Here is a 22137-nt window from a genome sequence, read left to right as displayed (position 1 = left end):
CGGTGCCGGGCCCAAGGGATTGCAGGGCATCTCAGATGCCCGGCAATCGCGCGGGAGCCCTTGCCAGCATTTTTCAAGTCCCTACCGGACCCAGACCTCGACCCGGCGGTTTATCTGACGGCCCCACTCGCTGTCGTCACACGCCATCGGCAGCGCCTCGCCAAATCCTTCAGTGCGGATTCTCACCCGGCTGGCATCTGCCGTTTCTGCAGCTTCGATGACGGCATCCCGCACCGCGCCCGCCCGCTGCAGTGCAATCTTCCGGTTCCCATCCGCAGGTCCCACTCCATCGGAGAACCCAGCGAAAACAAGCTCCTTCGCATCAAACTCTCCAGCTTCAAGGGCGCGGGCAAGCTGCTCGATATTGCTGCGGGACTGGGCGTCCGGACGCGCTGAACCTGGCTCAAAGCGAAAAGAAACAGTCAGCCGCCGCATATCCCCCAGGGATGCCACCAGCCGCTGCAGTTCTTCCAGACCGGCCTGCTTCTCGGCTGCCAGAACCGCATTGGCCAGCCGGCTGCCCTGGCGGCTGACCGGAATCAGTTCAGGCGCCTGATCCACAAAACCTGCGCGGCGAATGACGGCCTGTGCTGCCGAGCCCCTCACATAGACCAGAAAATCCCGGGCAACCTTCGGCAAGCGGCGGGCAGGCAGATACAGAAACACCGGCACTGTCAGGGGATAATCTTCGGTCTTCACAGCGCGGCGGCTGGCCTGCAGCGAAAACCCGCAAGGCCCCGTCAGCGTCAGCATCCGGGCTGCGCCCCGCTCCGCATAGCTGGCTATGCCGATGGCAAAGGGGTCGACCAGAACTTGCCGGACCAAAGCACTGCTGCGGCCATGGCGGCGGACTTCCGATGAAAACACTGCGCCAAATGGGGCCATCAGCTTGTCTTCCACTGCCTGTGCAAGACCTGAACCGGAAACCGGCATATGCAGCGACACCGGAGCATCAGGGCCGCCGAGCTCCCGCCAATTGGTAATTTCACCCGAAAACACTGCCGCCAGCTGCGGCAGGGAAATCTCCTGCACCGGGTTGCTGGGAGCCACAACCGGCACAAAGGCGTCCAGCGCCAGCACCCGGCTGCGGCCTGGCGCCGTCAGGTCCCCAAGCCCGGCGGCGCGGGCAGCGCTTTGCTCAGACGGACGTATTTCCCGCAAGGCCATCGCCATATCCGCTTCATCAGCGAGCAAAGCCGCAAAACCGCCGTCGGTTGTGCCGGGCAGAAAGGTAAACCTGGCTGCAGGCGACTGCCCGCGCAGCAAAACATGACTGAAATTTCCCTCCGGCAGTGTTTCCCGGCGGGTCTGGTACCCATTGCGCAGCGCAAAACCTTCAATCAAGGCAGGCAGCAGCACCTCGGACATGGCAGAGGAACCGGCCAGAGTGACTTCCACCACAAAACCGGACAGGCTGGGGCAGCCTGGCCCGTCACAGGCCACACCGGATCCATCCACGGTGAGCTCGCCAAACTGGGTCTGCACCCGGTAGAACTCTCCGTCAAATCCCAGCAGCGTGCCAGTGATTTCCACCGCGCCATCCGGCGACGACAAGGTGACATCCTGAGCCGCAAGGCTGCGCGCCAGGGATGTCAGAAAAAGTGCGGCGCAGGCGGCCGCACGCAAGAAGGTCATGAGTATCCCTGAAGTTACCGCAAATCAGTTGGACGCGATTTTCAGTTCTTCCACCAGATTATTCAACACCAGAAAACTGCCCATTGCATCACAGTCCGGCATTGCCATTACCAGATCCCGGCTGCTGAGGTGGCCACCGCGCAGCTGCAAGGCCTGAGCCGCGATGTCCTTGCCGCAATTGCGGCCAGTCACTTCGGCTTCAGCGGTCAGGGACACGGTTCCGGACTGGCCCGGCTGACCGGCCGGCGCACTATAGATTTCGGCCACACGCGGCGCCAGAAGCGTATCGTCGCCAAGGCGGATGATTTGCCCCGCTCCGGTTCCGGTGTCCGCGCCGTGCCAGACATGGCCGGCACTGCCATAGTCTGCGCCAAATTCCCGGGCATGGATTTCCAGACCGCTGCTGCCGCTCCACTGGAGAACCACTCGCTCGACCATGCCAAGATCCGTCACTTCAGCGACCGCAACCGCGCCGTTGCCGCTTGCTGTCTCGGCGATGAAGACCGCCATCCGCGCCAAAGCAGGAACTTGGGCAGTGAAGCGGCCCGCTGAGTCCAGTTCCACCGTGAAACTCAAACCGCTGTGATGCACTGTCAGCTGCTCGCCGGCCCGGCAGGGAGCCGAAACGGAAAGCGATACCATTGCCGCAGGCAGGGTTTCAGCCTCAGCTGTCATTTCACAAGCTGCAGTTTGCACAGGCCTGGAGGTTTCGCGGAGTTCTGGCGTCTGCTTTGCCGCAGAGGGTGCCGACGTCAGGGTGATTTTCTCCAATTGCAGCTGAGCGGCCTCAGGCTCGCCAGGCAGCTGCGGATCTGCGGCGGAGGAGGATCCTGCCACCCAGCCCGGGCCGGATGCCTGCATGTAGAAGCCGATACCCAATGCGCAAGCCAGAGTCATGGCGCTTGTCAGCATTACCTGTTTGCTCAGCATGAGATCCTCCTGAATCTTTTCAGCCAGGAAAGCCTGCCGGTAAATTCCGGCCAGTTTGTGGCTGCTTGCAGGAGAGAATCCGGCAAATCAGGCAAAAACGCCGTCTTTGCCGCGTATTTGGAAACAACTCAGGGGGGTCCTCCCGCGTCCGCGGGTGACCTGGCTAGCGCCAGAACCACCCTGCCGGCCTTGGGCGTGGCGCTGCGCCACGCCCAACGGGAGCGGTCATTGCCAGATGGCCGGCGACGGGCGGGAGAGCCCTGCAGGCCACGAATATCAGGTGAGACTGCCGTGGCAGTGCTTGAACTTCTTGCCGGAGCCGCAGGGGCATTTGTCATTGCGCGAGGGGTTGCCCCAAGTGGAAGGATCATCCTCGACGAAACCCGGCGCCGGCTCTTCTGCAGGCGCTGCTGCCGCAGGCTGTGCCGCCATCTGCTGCATCGCAGCCTGGCGGGCAGCCATTTCCATCAGCATCTGCTGCTGCTCTTCCTCGGTCATCGGGCGCACGCGGCTGAGCTGCTGGGAAACTTCTTCGCGCAAGGAGTCGAGCATGCTTTCAAACAGCTGGAAGCTCTCGTTCTTGTACTCATTGAGCGGGTCGCGCTGCGCATAGCCGCGGAAGCCCACAACAGAGCGCAGATGCTCGAGCGTCAGCAGGTGCTCGCGCCATTTCTTGTCGATGGTCTGCAGCAGCACCTGTTTTTCGATGTTGCGCATATTTTCGGGGCCAAAAGCCTCAGCCTTCTCTGCCATCAGCTTATCGGAGGCTTCAACAAGACGTTCGCGGATCTGCTCGTCATCCACGCCTTCCTCTGCGGCCCATTCTGCAACCGGGGCGTCGATCGCCAGCATTTCGCGGACCTGCTCCTGCAGGCCTTCGGTATCCCACTGATCCGCATAGGTCTTGGGCGGCATATGGGTGTCCAAAAGATCGTCGATCACCTCGTGGCGCATGTCGTCGACAATCTCGGACAGGTCCTCAGCAGCCATGATCTCGCGGCGCTGATTGAAGATCACCTTGCGCTGGTCGTTCATCACGTCGTCGAACTTCAGAACGTTTTTACGCATGTCGAAGTTGCGGCCCTCGACCTTGGCCTGGGCGCGTTCCAGCGACTTGTTCACCCAGGGGTGAATGATCGCCTCGCCTTCCTTCATGCCGAGCGACGACAGCAGTTTGTCCAGCCGTTCAGAGCCGAAGATACGCATCAGGTCGTCTTCGAGGCTGAGGTAGAAACGGGTACGGCCCGGGTCGCCCTGACGGCCGGAACGGCCGCGCAGCTGGTTGTCGATGCGGCGGCTTTCGTGGCGCTCGGAGGCCATCACAAACAGCCCGCCTGCGTCCAGCACCCTTTGCTTTTCCTCAGCGTGCTTGGCTTCTTCAGCCGCGCGCAGCTCTGCCGGGTCGGCCTCGGGGTTTGCGGCCAGCGCTTCCAGCACTTTCATTTCGACATTGCCGCCCAACTGAATATCGGTTCCGCGACCGGCCATGTTGGTGGCGATGGTTACCGCGCCGTGGCGGCCGGCGTCGGCAACGATCTGCGCTTCCTGCTCATGATGGCGGGCGTTCAGAACGTTGTGCTGGATGCTCTCCTGCTCCAGCAGGTGGCTCAGCAATTCAGACTTTTCAATCGAGGTGGTGCCGAGGAGAACCGGCTGGCCCTTCTCATGCGCCACTTTGGCTTCCCTGATCATCGCCTCGTATTTCTCGCGGGCGGTGCGGTAGACCTGATCATCCTCGTCGACACGGGCAATCGGCCGGTTGGTCGGCACTTCGACCACGCCCAGGCCATAGATCTCCTGGAATTCCTCAGCTTCGGTCATCGCAGTGCCGGTCATGCCCGACAGCGTGTTATAGAGGCGGAAGTAGTTCTGGAAGGTCACCGAGGCCAAAGTCGTGTTTTCCGGCTGGATATCGACCTCTTCCTTCGCTTCGATGGCCTGGTGCAGCCCTTCAGACAGGCGGCGGCCCGGCATCATGCGGCCGGTGAATTCGTCGATCAGCACCACCTGGCCGTCACGGACGATATAATCCTTGTCCCGCTGGAACAGCTTGTGGGCCCGCAGCGCCTGGTTCACATGGTGGACAACCGTGGTGCTTTCCGGATCGTACAGAGAGGCCTCGGCCTCCAGCAAACCATGCTCGCACAGTTTCTCTTCGAGATATTCGTTGCCATCCTCGGTAAAGGTCACACCACGGGTTTTCTCGTCGATCTCGTAGTGTTCCTCCGCCAGCAGCGGGATCACTTTGTCGATGGTCGCATACAGCTCAGAGCGGTCCTCGGCCGGACCGGAGATAATCAGCGGGGTGCGGGCCTCGTCGATCAGAATCGAGTCCACCTCGTCGACGATGGCAAAGTTGTGCTGCTTCTGGAACACCTGGTCCAGCGACGGTTTCATATTGTCGCGAAGGTAGTCAAAGCCCAGTTCGTTGTTGGTGGCATAGGTCACGTCGCTCTCGTATGCCGCCATCTTCTCAGCGTCGGGCTGGCCGGACCAGATCACGCCGGTGGTCATGCCAAGCTGGGCAAACACCTTGCCCATCCATTCGCTGTCGCGCTTGGCCAGGTATTCGTTGACCGTGACCACATGCACACCCCTGCCGGTCAGCGCATTCAGATAGGCCGGAAAGGTCGCCACCAGGGTCTTGCCCTCACCGGTTTTCATCTCGGAAATGTTACCCTGATGCAGGAACACGCCGCCCATCAGCTGGGTGTCAAAGGCACGCAGGCCCAGTGCCCGCTTGGCGCCTTCACGCACATTTGCAAAAGCTTCGGGCAGCAGCGCATCCAGGCTTTCGCCGTCCAGCGCGCGCTTGCGCAACTCCTGGGTTTTTCCGATCAGCCCTTCATCGCTTAGCTTCGCGAACTCTTCTTCCAGCCCGTTGATCTGCGCGATCAGCGGCCGCGTCGCCTTGATTTTACGGTCGTTCGGTGTGCCGAAAACCTTTTTGGCGAGTGTTCCGAAACCCAGCATATTTTCTCCAGCGATCCTATCTGCGGCCTTTGCATCCGGCAGGCTTGCCCGCCCTCTCCGCAACCCATAAACAAGGGTGGAAAGACGGCTCTGCCAATGGCCTCAAGGCGATGTAAGCGGCAGGGTATTGAGTGTCAACGGCAGGCCCCCGTGCGGCCTAGGAATAGGAAGATTTCAATGCGTAAAGGTCTCACTTTTCTGCGTGGCATGGCGGTGGTGGCTTTTGCCTCGCTTCCGGTGGCTGCCGCAGCGGCCCCTCATGCCAACACGGTGGTTGCCACGGTCAATGGCGAGGAGATCACCATCGGCCATATGGTGATGGCCCGCGAAAACCTGCCGCAGCAGTACAAACAGCTGCCCGATGATGTGCTCTACAACGCCATCCTGGACCAGCTGATTCAGCAAACCGCGCTGAAACAGCAGCTGCATGGCGAAGTGCCCCACTATGTGCAGCTGTCAGTCGAAAACGAAGAACGCGCCATGCTGGCGGCAGATGTGATCGAAACGATCATGAGCAAGGCCAGCTCCGATGAGAAGCTGCGGGCAGCCTATGACGAGAAATATTCGTCGGGCGATGGCGGCGACGAGTTTCATGCCGCCCATATCCTGGTCGAGAGCGAGGAAGATGCGCTGGATGTGAAAAAGGAGCTGGATGCCGGCGCCGATTTCGCAACCCTGGCCAAGGAAAAATCCACCGGACCCTCTGGCCCCAATGGCGGCGATCTGGGCTGGTTCACCACTGGCCGCATGGTGCCGGAATTCGAACAAGCGGTCCTGAAGCTGCATTCCGGCGAGGTTTCCGGCCCGGTACAGACCCAGTTCGGCTGGCATGTGATCCTGCTGCACGAACGCCGCAAGACCGAAGCGCCCGAGTTTGACGAGGTGCGGACCCAGCTTGCGGACGAGCTGCGCCAGAAAGCGGTCGAGGAGCGGGTGAACGAGCTGACCGCCGCCTCGGACATCGAACGGCCCGAGATCGAAGACCTGGATCCGGCCATTCTCAAAGACATTAGCCTGGTAAGGAACTGATCATGGGCGGCACGATGCCTGTTTCTCCGCTGGCTCCGGCCAGCTTCCCGGAATTGCCGGTTATCAAGGGCGTGCGCTTTGCCGCTGCTGCAGCGGGTGTCAAATACCAAGGCCGCACAGATGTCATGCTGGCGGTGATGGATCCGGGCACTGCTGTCGCAGGCGTCTTCACCCGGTCCAAGACCCGGTCGGCACCGGTGCTCGATTGCCAGGCCAAGCTGGGTGGCGCTACGGATGCCGGCGCAGCAATCCTGGTGAACTCCGGCAACTCCAATGCCTTCACCGGCCACTACGGGCAAAGCTCAGTGGCAGAGATCACCGCGGCGGTGGCGGATGCCACCGGCCTGCCGGGCGAGCGGATTTTTACCGCTTCCACAGGCGTGATCGGCGAACCGCTGCCGCATGACCGGATCGTGTCCAAGATCGGTCAGTTGAACGGCGCGCTGGATGCGGGCGCGCTGGAAGACGCGGCTAAGGCGATCATGACCACCGACACCTTTGCCAAGGGCGCCGCGGCGGAGGTGAAGATCGATGGCGAGTCGGTCCGGATTGCCGGCATTGCCAAAGGCTCCGGCATGATCGCGCCGGACATGGCGACGATGCTGGTTTACATCTTTACTGACGCAAAGATCGAGCAGGCCGCGCTGCAGGCGCAGCTGGCAGAGATTTGCAACCGCAGCTTCAACTGCATCACCGTGGACAGCGACACCTCCACGTCGGACAGTCTGATGCTTTGTGCCACCGGAGCTTCGGGCGTGGATGCCACCGGAAATGCGGAATTCGCCACTGCTCTGGAGGAGGTGATGCTGGACCTGTCGCACCAGGTGGTGCGGGACGGCGAAGGCGCCACCAAGTTTGTCGAGATCCAAATCACTGGCGCCGCATCCGATGCGGATGCCAAGATCCACGGGCTGGCCATCGCCAATTCGCCGCTTGTGAAGACCGCAATCGCCGGCGAGGATCCCAATTGGGGCCGGGTGGTCATGGCAATCGGCAAGTCCGGTGCCGCCGCCGACCGGGACCTGCTGTCGATCTCCTTTGGCGATGTTCTGGTGGCGGAAAAGGGCTGGGTGTCGCCGGACTACAAGGAAGAGCTGGGCGCGGCCGAGATGAAGAAGCAGGAGATCACCATCAAGGTGGATCTGGGACTGGGCGCGGGCAAGTCTACTGTTTGGACCTGCGACCTGACGCATCAGTACATCTCGATCAACGCGGATTACCGGTCGTGAAGGTGGTTCTGGTTTCCGCAGTCGCGCTCATCGACGTGGATGGGCGCGTGCTGCTCGCGCAGCGGCCGGAAGGCAAGTCGATGGCTGGCCTCTGGGAGTTTCCCGGCGGCAAGATCGAGCCGGGCGAAACACCCGAGGACGCACTGATCCGGGAGCTACATGAGGAGCTGGGGATCGGCACCTGGGCCTCCTGCCTGGCGCCGCTGACCTTTGCCAGCCATTCTTACGAGGATTTCCACCTGCTGATGCCGCTGTTTGCCTGCCGCAAATGGGAAGGCATCCCGCAGGCCAAGGAAGGCCAGACCCTGAAATGGGTGAGGCCGCAGGATCTGCGCGACTATCCGATGCCGCCGGCCGATATTCCGCTGATCCCGGTCTTGCGCGACTGGCTATAGCATGCCGGGCCCCGGACAGCCCGGGGCCTGCGCCTAGCCATTCGGAATTTCAACTGCTTTTCCGGGCGTTTAACTGCTGCGATTCGGGTCGTGAACTTTTTGTTAATCATTCTCTTCAAACATTAGAGGACGATCCACACCACCACCCGGAATTGCACAAGGGCAGGAGGCGACCATGCTTAAAACAATCACCGTGGGAAGTTTCTCACTGGTTCAGGGCATTTTCATACGGGCACTCCCGGACGGGAAAATCGCGGTGCGGGTTGGCAGAAAAACATACGAAGGCCATCCCGTCACACCTGCAGCCTGAGCCGCCACTCACCTCATTCAGGCGGAAAAGGGCAGCTGAAGCCAGCTGCCCTTTTTCCTTGCCGGAGCGCTACTCCTTTGGAAAACAGGCGGCACTCTTCCGGATAGACCGGTAACCTTGCGCGCCTGCAATCCCGTCTTTCAGCCAGATTTCACCCCAGCCGCGGACGGGGTATGCTTCCCATGCAGCAGCAAAAGGCCGCGCCTGTGTCGTCCGGCAGGATTTCCCCGTGGAAAGTGCTTGGTCTTGCTGCTGCACGAAACGTGCTTGAGCTTTCCATCCACCCCGGGTTCAAAAAAACAGGCCCCGGCGGATGTGCCAGGGCCTGTTTCCAACTTCAATACCAGTGCGGATCAGTCGAGGGTGCGGGTCACTTCCTCGCGCTCGAAAATCTCGATCACATCGTTCGGGCGGATATCGTCGTAGTTCTCGAAGGCCATACCGCATTCCTGGCCGGACTGAACCTCGGCAACTTCGTCCTTGAAGCGCTTCAGGGTCTTCAGCGTGCCTTCGTGGATCACCACGTTGTCGCGCAGCAGGCGGACGCCGGCCGAGCGGCGGGCAACGCCTTCGGTGACCAGACAGCCGGCAACCTTGCCAACGCCGGTGACCTTGAAGACTTCCTTGATCTGCGCATAGCCGATGAAGTTCTCGCGGATCTCTGCCGACAGCAGGCCCGAAGCCGCTGCTTTCACGTCATCAACCAGGTCATAGATCACCGAGTAATAACGGATTTCCACACCCTTCTGGTTGGCAGTGTTACGGGCCGAGGCATTGGCACGGACGTTGAAGCCCATGATCGGCGCGCCGGAGGCTTCCGCCAGGCCAACATCGGTTTCGGTGATCGCACCGACACCCGAGTGCAGCACGCGCACGCGCACTTCCTCGTTGCCGATCTTTTCCATCGCCTGAACGATGGCTTCGGCGGACCCCTGCACGTCAGCTTTGACCAGGATCGGCAGCTCGGAGACGTTTTCGTCTTCCTTGGCCTTCTGCATCAGCTGTTCCAGCGTGGTCGCAGCACCGGCAGCCGCGCGCTTGTCCTTGGCGGCCTGCTCGCGGTAGGCGGCGATTTCACGCGCCTGCGCTTCGGTCTCGGTCACGTTCAGAACGTCGCCCGCTTCCGGGGTGCCGTTGAGGCCAAGAACCTCAACCGGAACCGAGGGGCCGGCTTCCTTGACGCGCTCGCCCTTGTCGTTGATCAGCGCGCGGACCTTGCCGTACTGCTCACCCACAACAAAGATGTCGCCCTGGCGCAGGGTGCCGTTCTGAACCAGAACGGTGGCAACCGGGCCGCGGCCCACGTCCAGCTGCGCCTCGATCACGGCGCCCTGGGCTGCGCGGTCGGGGTTCGCTTTCAGTTCCAGGATTTCTGCTTGCAGCGCAATGGCTTCCAGCAGCTCGTCCAGGCCCTGGCCGGTATGCGCCGAAACTTCAACGTCCTGCACTTCACCGGACATCTGCTCCACGATCACCTCGTGCTGCAGCAGATCGGTGCGCACCTTGTTCGGGTCCGCGGCCGGCTTGTCGCATTTGTTGATCGCCACGATCATCGGCACTTCGGCCGCTTTGGCGTGGTTGATCGCTTCGATGGTCTGCGGCATGACCGCGTCATCTGCTGCCACAACCAGAACCACGATATCGGTCACCTGAGCACCGCGCGAGCGCATCGAGGTAAAGGCCGCGTGGCCAGGCGTATCGAGGAAGCTGAGCGTGGTGCCGCTTTCGGTCTGAACCTGATAGGCGCCGATGTGCTGGGTGATGCCGCCGGCTTCGCCAGCCACAACGCGGGCGTTGCGGATTGCGTCCAGAATCGAGGTCTTGCCGTGGTCGACGTGGCCCATGATGGTGATGACCGGCGGACGGCCCTGCAGGTCCTCGTCCTTGTCTTCCACCTCTTTGATCACGTCTTCGACGTCAGAGTCGGAAACCCGGACAACCTTGTGGCCGAATTCTTCAATGATCAGCTCGGCGGTATCGGCATCAATGGTCTGGTTCTGCGTGACCATCATGCCCATGTTCATCAGCGATTTGACAACTTCGCCAACGCGTTCCGCCATCCGGTTGGCCAGCTCGGACACAACGATGGTTTCTGGCAGCTGCACGTCGCGGATAATCTTTTCCCGCTCGACCTGAACGCCCATGGCTTTCTGGCGTGCGCGCTCCTGCTTGCGCTTCATCGAGGCCATCGACCGCTGGCGGTTTCCACCGCCCCCGGTTGCCTGGCCCAGGGTCAGCTTGCCCGAACGGCGGCCATCGTCCTGGCCCTTGCCGCGGTTCTGACGCTGTTCGCGTTCACGGTCCGCCTTGCGGGGCGTGGCTGCAGGCGCCGGTTTATTCGGAGCCGGACGGGAGGCTTTGGGCGATTCCGCAGCAGGCGCAGCGGCAGCAGCAGCGGCACGTTCTTTTGCCACTTCCGCTTCACGCTTCTTGCGCTCTTCTTCTTCCTGCTTAGCTTTTGCCCGCTCTTCCGCTTCACGCTGCTCGCGCTCTTTGGCTTCCGCTTCGGCACGGCGGCGCTCACGCTCTTCGGCGCGGGCCTTTTCCTCGGCTTCGCGCTGCGCGGCTTCTTCCGCTTCGCGGGCCTTGGCAGCCTGCAGCGCCTTCAGGCGGCGCTCCATTTCAGCGTCACTGATACCGGCAGGCCGGCGGGATCCGGAACCAGCCGGCGCAGCACCGCTGCCGCCCTTGGCTGCACCCGGCTTGGGAACCACAACGCGCTTGCGCTTGGTTTCCACTACGACATTCTTGGTCCGTCCATGGCTGAAACTCTGTTTCACGTTCCCCGGACGGGAACCCCCACGCAGACCCAGTGTCTTTTTGCCGTCACTATCGCTCATAAAGCTCTTTATCCTTCCGTGCGGCCGATGCCGCCCACCATTTCGCGCAAACCTTGCAGTCGTTGCGCCTCATCTACAACACGTTTGCTGAGTCCGCCAGAGGCGACGGCGGCATGTATCACAGTTTGGCGCCCAAATGCCATTCCCAGCTCGTCCGCCGTGAGGCAGCCGATAAATTTGCCCTTGTAAGGCGTGCTCAGCTTCGACTTGCCCCGCCCGGAGCCGTCGGAAGCCTGGATCAGCACCTTTGCGTCTTCCTTGTAGAGCCAGTCCTTGACCTTTTCAAAGCCAGCCACTGCATCGCCGGACTTGCGCGCCAGGCTCAGCAGCTCCACCAAGCGGCGGACAACCTGCCGTTCGACTTCCTCTACCAGTTCGTCCGGCAATTTGACCTGTGCCTTGAAGCCGCGGGCAAACAGCTTCTTCTTCACAGCGGTTTCCAGCGCATCCCGGTTGGACGCCACATAGACGCCGCGGCCCGGCAGCTTGCCCATCACATCAGGCACGACCTGACCCTCAGGGCCCATCACAAAACGGATGAGGCCCTGTTTGGGTTCGATCTCGCCGGTTGCGATGCATTTGCGCTCGCTGCCTTCGGACCGGTCTTTTGTGGCGCCGCCGCGTGTCATTCAGCTCTCCTGTGCGAAGCCCGGGATCAGGCCTCGCCTTCCTCTTCACCAGCGTCTTCGTCCTCGGACGCTTCCGCTTCCAGCTCTGCCGGATCCACCCAGCCCAGCATGATGCGGGCGGTCATCACCAGATCCTGCGCCTCTTCCAGCGACATGCCGAAGGGCTCCAGGATGCCGTCGTCCTTGACGCGCTCGCCGCCGTCGTTGGTCCAGCCGCCGGCCAGTTCCCAGTCGGCGCAGGTGGCGAAATCTTCCAGCGACTTGACGTCGTCCTTGGCCAGAGCCTCGACCATCTGCGGGGTCAGCCCCTCGAAGTGGATCAGGCTGTCTTCGGCACCCAGGGCACGGGCTGCGTCGATCGCTGCCTTGGCCTGTGCTTCCAGATAATCGCGGGCACGGGCCTGCAGCTCCTCGGCAGTGCCTTCGTCGACACCATCGATGACCAGCAGTTCGTCCAGCTCGACATAGGCGACTTCTTCCAGGTTGGTGAAGCCTTCGGAAACCAGCAGCTGGGCAAAGAACTCGTCCAGATCCAGGGTCTCCATGAACAGCTTGGTGCGCGCCTCGAATTCCTTCTGGCGGCGGGCCGATTCTTCTTCCTCGGTCATGATGTCGATGTCGAGGTTTGTCAGCTGCGAGGCCAGGCGCACGTTCTGGCCGCGGCGGCCGATGGCCAGGCTCAGCTGCTCTTCCGGCACCACAACTTCGATCTTGCCGGCTTCTTCATCCAGAACAACCTTGGAGACCTCGGCCGGCTGCAGTGCGTTCACGAGGAAGGTCGGCTGATCTTCGTTCCACGGGATGATGTCGATCTTTTCGCCCTGCAGCTCGTTCACAACGGCCTGCACGCGGGAGCCGCGCATACCCACACAGGCGCCGACCGGATCGATCGAGCCATCATAGGAAATCACGGCGATCTTGGCACGGGAACCGGGGTCACGGGCCACGGCTTTGATCTCGATGATGCCGTCATAGATTTCCGGCACTTCCATCTTGAACAGCTCGGCCATGAATTCCGGCGCGGTGCGCGACAGGAAAATCTGCGGGCCGCGCGGCTCGCGGCGCACGTCCTTGATGTAGCAGCGCACACGGTCGTTCGGGCGGTAGCTTTCGCGGCCGATCTTCTCGTTGCGGCGCAGGATGGCTTCGCCGGCGCCCACGTCGACGATGACGTTGCCGTATTCCTCGCGCTTGACCAGGCCGTTGATGATGGTGCCGGCGCGGTCCTTGAATTCCTCGTACTGGCGGTCGCGCTCTGCTTCGCGGACCTTCTGCAGGATCACCTGCTTGGCCGACTGGGCGGCGATCCGGCCCATTTCGACCGGCGGCACTTCTTCGACGAAGGTCTGGCCGACTTCAGGGTCTGCCATGTACTGGCGCGCCTGCTCGACGGTCATCTCAGCCTGATAGTTTTCCAGCTCGTCATCAGCAACCACAGTGCGCACGCGGGTAAAGGTGGCGCGGCCGGTCTTGCGGTCGATCGACACGCGGATGTCCATCTCGGCGCCATAGCGGCTTTTGGCGGCGCGGGCGAGGCTTTCTTCCATCGCCTCGATGACCAGACCGGGGTCGATCATCTTTTCGCGTGCCACGGCCTCAGCGGTTTGCAACAGCTCCAGCTGGTTTGCAGAGGTGATCGCCATTACTTGTTCTCCTCGTCAGACTCTTCGGTCTCGATTTCGTCGAATGCGTCTTCGTTCAGCGTGCCGGCTTCCTTGCGCTGGCGCAGCATTTCCTTGATCAGCTCATCGGTCAGAACCAGCTTGGCATCGCTCAGCCAGTCGAATTTCAGACCGATGGTCACGGGCTGGCCCTGATCCTCGATGTTGATCAGAACCTCGTCGTCTTCAGTGCCCGCCAGCTCGCCCTTGAAGCGGCGGCGGCCGCCGACCAGCTCTTCAGTTTCCAGCTTGGCCTCGTAGCCTTCGAACATATCAAAGTCTTTCAGCCGGGTCAGCGGGCGGTCAATGCCCGGGCTCGACACTTCCAGCGCATAGGCGTCGATGATCGGGTCCTCGACGTCCAGGGTTGCGCTGACCGCGTTCGAGATCGCAGCGCAGTCATCCACCTCGATGCCGCCTTCGGGCTTATCGGCCATGATCTGCAGCGTTGTCGTCTTGCCGGACATCAGCCGGATCCGCACCAGCTCATAGCCCAGGTCCTCGATCACCGGAGAGACGATCTCGGCCAGGCGCCGGTCGATGGCGGCTTTGGCAATCAGGTCGTTGGTCATCAGACCTCCACTTGGCGCGCGCAGGCCGGGCCTGCAAACACAAAAAAACGGGCGCGCGGCCCGTCGAAATTCCCGGTGGAGCCTTGAGCCAGAGGTTCAACGCGCCGCTGTTGTCAAAGGCATATAGGCGGGTTTGGGCGAATCTGCAAGGGGGGATGCCGATATGTGCAGCGGCAAGGCATTTATAGCACCTGAATGAGAGAATTCTAAGGGCAGCGCCCGACCCTGGGCGGGTGCGAAAGCGCCCTCCCGTGGGGAGGGTCGGGCGCTGCCCGGCGTGCCGCCGGGCGGTACATGCTTTGCAGGCTCTTACCCCAGTTTGCCGCGGATATCCTCTGCGACGGCGTCGACAAAGCCCTGATCCTGGCCGCCAATCACCAGATATCCAACACCATCGCTGACCCAGGAGGCCGCAGCCATGCCGGCCAGAACCTCGCTTTGCATCGGCTTGTCATCACCAGAAGAGCGGGTGATGCAGAAAGCCACCGGCACGCCGTCCGGGCCGAGATAGGCCATTTGCAGCAGTGGCTTGCCCTTGAATCCCAGCAGCTGCGCGCGCTTGAACTCCAGCCCCGCGACGGTTTGCGCCGGGGACAGGTCAACGCCGTGGCCGCTGCCGAACCCGGCCAGCACTTCTGCGGCCGCATCGGGCGACTGCTTGGCATTGGCCACGGTGTCGGTGATGTAGAGCGACTGGTAAGAGGCAACGACCGCCTTCCAGCCCGGCGCCTTGACGGGCTGCGGTCCCGGCTGCAGCAGATAGGTGGAGAGCACGCCCAGGCCAAAAGCCAGCGCCAGCCCGGCCACCAGCCGCAGCGGAGTGCGGGTTTCACGTGGAGCAGGAATCAGCGTCTCGGGCATTTGCGGCGCGCCCAGCGCCTCAGGCGAGAACGCATCGCGCAAAGCCGCCACCGGCAAATCAAGCGCCTGCAGCCGTTGCGCCAGCGCGGCATCGGAGGTGAGCGCAAGCTCAACCCGATCGCGCAGAGCGGCGTCGGCCTCACCGTCCAGATAGGCCGTCAGCTCTTCGTCTGTGAATGCCGCTTGCGCTTCATTCATGTTCCCGTCTCCGTTTCCGACAGCTCTGCCGCGATCTTCTTGCGGGCGGCCGCCAGCCTGCTCATCACCGTGCCGATGGGGACATTCAGGACTTCCGCCGCCTCCTTGTAGGCAAAGCCTTCGACATAGACGAGCAGAACCGTGACCCGCTGGCTTTCGGGCAGTTCCCCTATCTTTGAAAACACCTCACGGGCAAAAATATTCGTTTCCGTGTTTGCGCGCTGATCCGGGATCTCGGTTTCTTCCAGCGCCACCAGCCCGCCGCCGGTGCGCACAGCCGTCGCGCGCAGCTCATTCAGCCACAGCCGGTGCGCCATGCGGAACAGCCAGCGGTCCAGATGCGTTCCCGCCTCATAGCCCGCATGTTTTTCCAGCGCGCGCAGGCAGGTCATCTGCGCCAGATCGTCCGCCCGGTCGCGCCGGCCGGTCTGCATCAGGCAGAACCGCCACAGCCGCGGGTACAGGGGGCTTATCCCCTCCCGGATCTCGTCCTCAGCCGATTTTTTGCCGAACCAGCGAATAATCCGCGCTCCTGCCGTGTTTTGATCCCAGGGCCGGCCGAAACGCCGCGCCACAAAGACATTGATAATCGGAAGGACATAGGATGCTCAACTCACTGTTTCGTGGCGTTTCTGTTGCAGCGCTCGTATTGGCAGGCCAGGCAGCGCTGGCAGGCGGCTGGGTGCTGGACGGCGCCAGCTCCAAACTCGCATATGGCTCGATCAAGAAGGACAGCGTCGGTGAAGTGAACAGTTTCGAGGAGCTGTCCGGCACGGTGAGCAAGGACGGCGCGGTGAGCGTATCGATTTCGCTGCCCTCCGTGGAGACTTTCATCGATATCCGCAACGAGCGGATGATCGAACATGTGTTCAAAGGTGCGGCTGAGGCGACGCTGACCGCGCAGGTCGACATAGCCGCGCTGGAGGCCCTGCCCGCCGCCGGCACGATGGTGGCGGATGTGGAGGGCAAGCTAAGCCTTCTGGGCCGTGAAATTGCAGTGGAAACCGAAATGTTCGTTGCCCGCCTGTCGGAGCGCAAGGTGATGGTCTCGACCAACGATCTGCTGTTTCTGGGCGTCGAGGATGCGGGGCTCACCAAAGGCGTCGACATTCTGCAGGAGCTGGCCAAGCTGCCGGGCATTACCCGCACAGTTCCTGTGACGGCCCGCTTTGTCTTTGAAAGCGATGGCGACACCGCGCAGGCGGCACCCGTCCAGGAAGAGGTTGAAGTTGCACTCGCCGGCGATCCGGCCAAAGGCAAGAAAGTGTTCCGCAAATGCCAGGCCTGCCACAGCTTTGACGAAGGCAAGAACGGTGCCGGCCCCAGCCTGCACGGCATCATCGGCACCGGTTCAGCCGCCGCCGACGGGTTCAAATACTCAAGCGCCTTCCAGGAGGCCAACCTGACCTGGAGCGAAGATCAGCTTGCGGCCTTCCTGGCCGATCCCAAGGGCGTGGTGCCGGGCAACCGCATGGGCTTTCGCGGGCTGAAAAAGGACGAGGATATCCAGAACGTGATCGCCTACATCCGTCAGGAAAGCTGAGAATATCGAGCAGGGGGGACGGCCGCCAAAAGACCTCCCCCAAACTGCGTGCCTAGGCCAGCCACCAGCGTTCGGCGATGCGGCCATCGTCCAGCGCTGAGCGCTGGCCCACCTTGCGGGGAATGCCAACAGTGTGCCGGGCCGCAAGCGCCATGTCGCTGGACGAGGGATGATACAGGAACTCGCCCCGTTTCAGCAGGCCGCGCGGCTCCGGCAGAGCGGCCACGTCGACATAACCGTCGCGCAGCGCCTCGGCGCGGACTGCGGCATCGGGGATCACGATGATCTCAACCGTATCCGCCCAGCCGGCCGTGCCGGATTTGTAGTGATCAGCCACTTTGGAGGCACGGAAATGACGGCCTTCCTGGCCGCGTTCCACCTTGTAGCAGCCGGTGCCAACGGCCTCGGCCAGCGGAACCGGCAACGCGCCGCCGGGAGCAATCATCTGATCAGCGCCGGCCAGCAGATAGGGAAGATGCGGATTGGGCTGCGCCAGTTCGACAAGCAACTGCCGGCTGCCCAGCGCCGTGACAGCCTGCACCTCTGCTCCGGTGATCCCCTGAGTGGCAAGCGACGCGGCCGCGTCCTCCGCCGTCAGCAGAGTGCCATCATGAAACGCCACGCCTTCGCGCAACTCAAAGGTCCAGGTCTTGGCATCCGCCGTGGAATGCCAGGCCGTGGCCAGCTCGCCGCGCAGCACTCCGTCGGGGGCAATTTCGGTAAGCGTGTCATAGACTGCGCCGCGGGCCGCCTGTTCCAGCATGCCGCCGTCGCGCGGCACCGCCAGGCGCAGCACACCGCCGGCCTTGGGCGCAGCATTGACCGACCCGCCGGCCGCCGCCAGCAAGGCGGCTGCAGCACCCGAGGTAAACAGCGCGCGGCGGTCGATGCGCGTCATCGGACAAGCTCCCCTGCAATCCGGTCCATCGCCCGGACCAGCTCAGCGCTGATTCCCGGCTCCGACAAAGCATGGCCGGCATTGCGCACCATCTTCAACTCCGCATTTGGCCACAGTTCGTTCAATTTCCAGGCAGAGGATGGCGGGCAGATCATGTCATAGCGGCCCTGCACGATGATCCCGGGGATGTGCGAAATCCGCCCCATGTTGGCAAGGATCTGGCCGTCGTAGTCCAGGAAGCCGTGGTTGATGAAATAGTGGTTTTCAAGCCGGGCAAAGGCGCGGGCATAGTCGCCGGGACTTTCGCCGCTCTGGCCATTGGAATGCACCGAGGCCAGCGCGTTCTCCCAGGCAGACCAGGCCCGGCCAAAGCGCACTTCCTCGTCCAGGTTCCCGGAAAACAGCCGCTTGTTGTAGGCCGCAATAATGTCGCCGCGTTCGGAATCCGGCACCAGCGACACAAACTTGGCCCAGGTTTCGGGCCAGAACTTGCCGGCGCCGCCGCCATAGAACCAGTCCAGCTCGCCCTTGGTCATCAGGAAGACGCCGCGCAGGATGATGTTCTGCACCCGGTCCGGGTGGGTCTGGGCATAGATCAGCGCCAGGGTCGCCCCCCAGCTGCCGCCGAACAGGATCCAGGACTCGATGCCGAACTGGCGGCGAATCAGTTCCATGTCGGCAACCAGATGCCAGGTGGTGTTGTCCTCGCAGGAGGCATAGGGGCGCGAGCGGCCGCAGCCGCGCTGGTCGAACAGGATGATTCGGTACACATCCGGATCGAAATACCGCCGCATTGCCGGGCTGCTGCCGCCGCCGGGGCCGCCATGGCACACGATCACGGGAATGCCATTGGGATTGCCGCTTTGCTCGGCATATATGCGGTGGCCCTGGCCTGCGTCGATCATGCGCTGGTCAAAGGGCTCGACCGGCGGGTAAAGATAATGCACAGCGCGCTTTTGGTCCGGGTATCTATCCATTACTGACCTTAGTGAAACGTCAGACTACAAAAGAGCACACGGAGACAGGAATGCAAGCGCATCAATCCACAGTCGACCCTGCGGAAGTCGCCAAATTCGAGGCGATGGCGGCGGAGTGGTGGGATCCGAACGGCAAGTTCAAGCCGCTGCATATGCTAAACCCGTGCCGCCTGGACTATATCACCAGCCAGATCGCCGGCGAGTTCGGCCGCGACCTCACGTCACAGCGCCCGTTCGAAGGCCTGCGCCTGCTGGATATCGGCTGCGGCGGCGGGCTGCTGAGCGAACCGATGGCGCGATTGGGCGCCACCGTGATCGGTGCCGATGCCGCCGAAGGCAATCTGCCGGTCGCCCGAATCCATGCGGAGCAGTCCGGTCTGGAGATCGACTACCGCCACACCACCGCCGAAGCCCTCGCCGCGGCAGGCGAACAGTTTGATGTGGTGCTGAACATGGAAGTGGTGGAGCATGTCGCCGATCCGCTGGGTTTCCTCACCGCCAGCCAGCAGCTGCTGAAACCCGGCGGGCTGCTGATCTGCTCCACCATCAACCGCAACCCCAAAAGCTTTGCGGTGGCAATTGTCGGTGCCGAAGTGATCATGCGCTGGCTGCCGCGCGGCACCCATGAATGGTCCAAGTTCATCACCCCGGATGAGTTGTTCGAACTTCTGCGCAACGCGGACCTCAGCCCGGTCGACCGCAAAGGGTTCGTGTTCAACCCGATCACCTGGAACTGGTCGATTTCCGAACGCGACCTGTCGGTGAACTATGTCACCGCCAGCGTGAAGCCTGGGTGACAGCCGGACGTTAAAATCTGCGCACTTCTATCCTTAAGGATAGGTGGTAATCCCTATGCGCTCTTTAGCGCACGGGCCGTGCTTGTTATCGTCAGATAGCAGATTTGGAATACTATCCGGTCTGCAAGGGGCAAAGCTCCAAAACTGAGTGAATGCTTGCCACCGTTGCTGGTGGGTCCGCCCAGAGGTTTTCTAACCGCCACTCACGGATTGATGGGGATCGATGGGGAAGATGGGCGCCTGCTTGCAGGCGTCCTTCTTATTTTTTCGGCACTTAGGAAACCAATCCGGGTTCAGCCGCTTTCTTCCAGCTTGCCGCGCAGCTCACGCAGAATAGGCAGTGTCGCGCGGACCCGGTCGCTTCCCAGCTCGCCAACCACCTCAGAAATCACTGGAATAATCCCCGCCAGTGCCGCGTCGCGGGCCTGTTTGCCGGCCGGGCTGATCGCCACCATCTTGCGGCGCGCGTCGTCCCAGTCTGGGCGGACATGGATGTAGCCGGCCACCTCCAGCTTGTTCAGCGTGTTGGTCATCGCGCCGCGGGTCACGTGAAATGCCTTGGCCAGCTGCGCGGGCGAGCGTTCCAGCCCAGCGCGGGCCAGATGGTTCAGCACCGAGAAATGCGACAGCTCCATTCCCTTGGGCAGCACTTTGCTCAGCCGTGACCGGGCCAGCTGGTCAGCCATGAGTATTTCGCTGAACAGCGATACCGCCAGGGAATTGGTCTCATCCATCAGGGTCCGTCAAACTCCCGGTCGTGGGTCAGGGAAGGCACGCGCTTGCGTGCTTCTTCCACTTTTTCGAGGTCGAGATCAACGAAGGTTACGCCCGGTTCCTGACCGGCATCGGCCAGCACCTCGCCCCAGGGCGCCACGGCCAGAGAATGGCCATAGGTCTTGCGGCTTGGCCCGCGGGAAGCAGGGTGCTTGCCGGTCTGGGCCGGAGCCAGCACAAAGCAGCCGGTCTCGATCGCACGGGCGCGCAGCAGCGAATGCCAATGCGCAGCACCGGTCACATATGAGAACGCTGCCGGCGCGGTGATGATCTGCGCGCCGCCCTTGGCCAAGGCCCGGTGCAGATGCGGGAAACGCACGTCATAGCAGATGGTCATCCCGATATTGGCAAAGGGTGTTTCCGCCACAACCGCCTGGGTGCCCGGGCGGTAGCCGTCGGATTCGCGATAGGTTTCCTCGGGCGTGACCTCCACATCGAACATGTGGATCTTGTCATAACGCGCCTTGATGTCCCCTTCCGGGGAAATCAGGAACTGCCGGTTGGCAAAGCGGCCGTCATCGTCGTGCGTCTTGATTCCCAGCGAGCCCAGCAGCAGCCAGATGCCGTGTTTGGCAGCTTCATCCCGCAGGGCGGCCAGGATCGGGTCGTCCTCTTCGTGGCACAGCACACCGTTTTGATGGGTGCGGCTTCCGGAGAGGCAATTGGTGACTTCGGGCGTCAGCACAAAGCCAGCTCCGCCGCGTACAGCCTCTGCCATCATCGCTTTCACCGTTTCCAGGTTTTCAGCCGGGATGTCGGTGGATGTCATCTGCAGCAGAGCTGTGCGCATGTCTGTTCTCCGGACTTAGGCCGCCAGCAGCGGGTCGAGCTTGCCCGCCTGCTCCAGCGCATAAAGATCGTCGCAGCCGCCGACATGGGTATCGCCGATAAAGATCTGCGGCACGGTGCGGCCGCCATTGGCACGTTCGATCATTTCGGCCTTGCGGCCCGGCTCTGCCAGCACGTTGACTTCGGAAAAGCTGACACCCTTCTGGTTCAGCAGCCGTTTGGCCGCGTGGCAAAAGCCGCAGAGAGGCGAGGTGTAGATTTCGACGGTTTTCATTCAGGACCCCATGATCTGGTTTGCAAGGTTTTGGAGGAATTGGGGTCTCATTGCAACAATTGCCAGAGGGCGGCTCATTGCCTCACGCTTGCGTGACCCGGGCCAGCACTGCAACGCGCACCTCCGCCGCGCCCGCCAGAAGGCACGCATCGGTGCAGGCGCTGAGGGTGGCGCCGGAGGTCATCACGTCATCCACGATCAGGACAGCGCGGCCCTTGATCCGCTCCTGCCGGCGCGGATGCGCCGTGATCGCCGGCCCCAGAAGCTGATAGCGCTGGTCCCGCGTCTTGCCCTCGAGCGCTGGTGTCTTGCGTGTCCTAAGCAACAGATCGGGGCAATGCTCCAAGCCGCTGCGTTTCGCCAACGCATCGGTCAGCAGAGCCGACTGGTTGTACTTGCGCTTCAGCAGCCTGGTCCAATGCAGCGGCACCGGGCAAAGCAGCGGATCATCCCGCAAAAGCGGCTGCGCCAACCGCTCCAGCCATCCCGCTGCTGTCTGCGCAATCTCTGTCCGGTCGCCGTGTTTCAAGCCCAGAACCAGCCTGCGCCCCTGCCCTTCGTAAAGCAACGCCGAGCGCCCCTGGCTCCATGGCCGCGGGTGACGCAGGCAGCTGTCGCATTCCAGCCGGAAACCATCCGCTTCCCCCGGCAGAGGCACCCCGCAGGCCTCACATACTGTGCCGCTGATAAAGTGCATGTCCGCCCAGCAGGCGCCGCAAAGGCCGAAGTCGCTATCGACCAGACCGCCGCAGCTCATGCATTGCGACGGGTAAATCAGCGAAACAGCGGTTTGAATCCCGGCCAGCAGCATCTAAATAGCCCC

At 62.3% G+C, this 22137-nt stretch carries 20 protein-coding genes; 5 read left to right on the top strand and 15 right to left on the bottom strand.

What is annotated here, in order from left to right; translation table 11 throughout:
• Positions 1-81: 81 nt before the first annotated feature.
• The 3 genes from RA20_RS08175 to secA all read right to left on the bottom strand — a co-directional run bounded on the left by RA20_RS08175 (position 82) and on the right by secA (position 5538).
• Positions 82-1635, bottom strand: coding sequence for a phosphate ABC transporter substrate-binding/OmpA family protein (locus tag RA20_RS08175; protein WP_039126620.1), 1554 nt, complete (start codon positions 1633-1635; stop codon positions 82-84).
• Between the two features lie 24 nt (positions 1636-1659).
• Complete coding sequence (locus RA20_RS08170) at positions 1660-2565, bottom strand: hypothetical protein (RefSeq protein WP_039126617.1); 906 nt, start codon at positions 2563-2565, stop codon at positions 1660-1662.
• A 276-nt stretch (positions 2566-2841) separates the two neighbouring features.
• Positions 2842-5538: a preprotein translocase subunit SecA gene (gene secA / locus RA20_RS08165; RefSeq protein ID WP_039126614.1), complete on the bottom strand. Its 2697-nt coding sequence runs from the start codon at positions 5536-5538 to the stop codon at positions 2842-2844.
• A 177-nt stretch (positions 5539-5715) separates the two neighbouring features.
• Here secA and RA20_RS08160 point away from each other — a divergent pair, with 177 nt between their 5' ends.
• From RA20_RS08160 to mutT, 3 genes are read left to right on the top strand one after another with little or no spacing between them, the layout of a single operon-like run.
• Complete coding sequence (locus RA20_RS08160; protein ID WP_039126611.1) at positions 5716-6567, top strand: peptidylprolyl isomerase; 852 nt, start codon at positions 5716-5718, stop codon at positions 6565-6567.
• Positions 6568-6569: 2 nt separating this feature from the next.
• On the top strand, positions 6570-7796 hold the full coding sequence (argJ, locus tag RA20_RS08155) for a bifunctional glutamate N-acetyltransferase/amino-acid acetyltransferase ArgJ (RefSeq protein ID WP_039126608.1): 1227 nt from the start codon (positions 6570-6572) through the stop codon (positions 7794-7796).
• Complete coding sequence (gene mutT, locus RA20_RS08150) at positions 7793-8191, top strand: 8-oxo-dGTP diphosphatase MutT (RefSeq protein WP_039126605.1); 399 nt, start codon at positions 7793-7795, stop codon at positions 8189-8191. Before argJ ends, mutT begins: the two co-directional genes overlap by 4 nt.
• A 663-nt stretch (positions 8192-8854) precedes the next feature.
• On the opposite strand, the gene infB is transcribed toward mutT, so the two are convergent.
• The 6 genes from infB to RA20_RS08120 all read right to left on the bottom strand — a co-directional run bounded on the left by infB (position 8855) and on the right by RA20_RS08120 (position 15726).
• On the bottom strand, positions 8855-11341 hold the full coding sequence (gene infB / locus RA20_RS08145) for a translation initiation factor IF-2 (protein ID WP_039126602.1): 2487 nt from the start codon (positions 11339-11341) through the stop codon (positions 8855-8857).
• A gap of 8 nt (positions 11342-11349) precedes the next feature.
• Positions 11350-11970, bottom strand: a complete 621-nt coding sequence (locus RA20_RS08140) for an RNA-binding protein (RefSeq protein WP_039126600.1) — start codon at positions 11968-11970, stop codon at positions 11350-11352.
• Positions 11971-11996: 26 nt separating this feature from the next.
• Positions 11997-13613 carry a transcription termination factor NusA gene (nusA, locus tag RA20_RS08135; protein ID WP_039126597.1) on the bottom strand — a complete coding sequence of 539 codons (1617 nt, stop codon included), beginning with the start codon at positions 13611-13613 and terminating at the stop codon, positions 11997-11999.
• On the bottom strand, positions 13613-14203 hold the full coding sequence (rimP, locus tag RA20_RS08130; RefSeq protein WP_039126594.1) for a ribosome maturation factor RimP: 591 nt from the start codon (positions 14201-14203) through the stop codon (positions 13613-13615). Before rimP ends, nusA begins: the two co-directional genes overlap by 1 nt.
• Before the next feature lie 309 nt (positions 14204-14512).
• Complete coding sequence (locus RA20_RS24580) at positions 14513-15262, bottom strand: anti-sigma factor family protein (RefSeq protein WP_052248885.1); 750 nt, start codon at positions 15260-15262, stop codon at positions 14513-14515.
• Complete coding sequence (locus tag RA20_RS08120) at positions 15259-15726, bottom strand: RNA polymerase sigma factor (RefSeq protein WP_275041457.1); 468 nt, start codon at positions 15724-15726, stop codon at positions 15259-15261. The genes RA20_RS24580 and RA20_RS08120 overlap by 4 nt, the downstream gene beginning before the upstream one ends.
• 140 nt (positions 15727-15866) lie before the next feature.
• On the opposite strand from RA20_RS08120, the gene RA20_RS08115 reads away from it, so the two are divergent.
• Entirely contained in the window at positions 15867-16805 is a 939-nt protein-coding gene (locus tag RA20_RS08115) for a c-type cytochrome (protein ID WP_039126593.1), read from the top strand.
• 52 nt (positions 16806-16857) lie between these two features.
• On the opposite strand, the gene RA20_RS08110 is transcribed toward RA20_RS08115, so the two are convergent.
• Positions 16858-17703, bottom strand: coding sequence for an ABC transporter substrate-binding protein (locus RA20_RS08110; protein ID WP_039126590.1), 846 nt, complete (start codon positions 17701-17703; stop codon positions 16858-16860).
• A complete protein-coding gene (pip, locus tag RA20_RS08105; RefSeq protein ID WP_039126588.1) occupies positions 17700-18680 on the bottom strand; it encodes a prolyl aminopeptidase in 981 nt (326 codons plus the stop codon). The genes RA20_RS08110 and pip overlap by 4 nt, the downstream gene beginning before the upstream one ends.
• A 50-nt stretch (positions 18681-18730) precedes the next feature.
• Between pip and ubiG the strand changes: the two genes are divergently transcribed.
• Positions 18731-19477, top strand: a complete 747-nt coding sequence (gene ubiG / locus RA20_RS08100) for a bifunctional 2-polyprenyl-6-hydroxyphenol methylase/3-demethylubiquinol 3-O-methyltransferase UbiG (RefSeq protein WP_039126584.1) — start codon at positions 18731-18733, stop codon at positions 19475-19477.
• A 293-nt stretch (positions 19478-19770) separates the two neighbouring features.
• Here the strand turns inward: ubiG and RA20_RS08095 are convergent, their stop codons facing one another.
• The 4 genes from RA20_RS08095 to RA20_RS08080 form a co-directional block, all read right to left on the bottom strand.
• Positions 19771-20211, bottom strand: a complete 441-nt coding sequence (locus RA20_RS08095) for a MarR family winged helix-turn-helix transcriptional regulator (RefSeq protein WP_039126581.1) — start codon at positions 20209-20211, stop codon at positions 19771-19773.
• Positions 20211-21041 (bottom strand): carbon-nitrogen hydrolase family protein, encoded by an 831-nt coding sequence (locus tag RA20_RS08090; protein WP_039126578.1) that lies wholly within the window; start codon positions 21039-21041, stop codon positions 20211-20213. The genes RA20_RS08095 and RA20_RS08090 overlap by 1 nt, the downstream gene beginning before the upstream one ends.
• A gap of 15 nt (positions 21042-21056) precedes the next feature.
• On the bottom strand, positions 21057-21314 hold the full coding sequence (gene grxC, locus RA20_RS08085; protein ID WP_039126576.1) for a glutaredoxin 3: 258 nt from the start codon (positions 21312-21314) through the stop codon (positions 21057-21059).
• Positions 21315-21396: 82 nt separating this feature from the next.
• Complete coding sequence (locus tag RA20_RS08080; RefSeq protein WP_039126574.1) at positions 21397-22125, bottom strand: ComF family protein; 729 nt, start codon at positions 22123-22125, stop codon at positions 21397-21399.
• Between the last annotated feature and the right edge of the window lie 12 nt (positions 22126-22137).

The organism is Leisingera sp. ANG-Vp, assembly GCF_000813725.1.
Lineage (GTDB): Bacteria > Pseudomonadota > Alphaproteobacteria > Rhodobacterales > Rhodobacteraceae > Leisingera.
The sequence above is the reverse complement of the archived record's forward strand: the minus strand, read 5'-3'. Positions and strand labels throughout refer to the sequence as shown.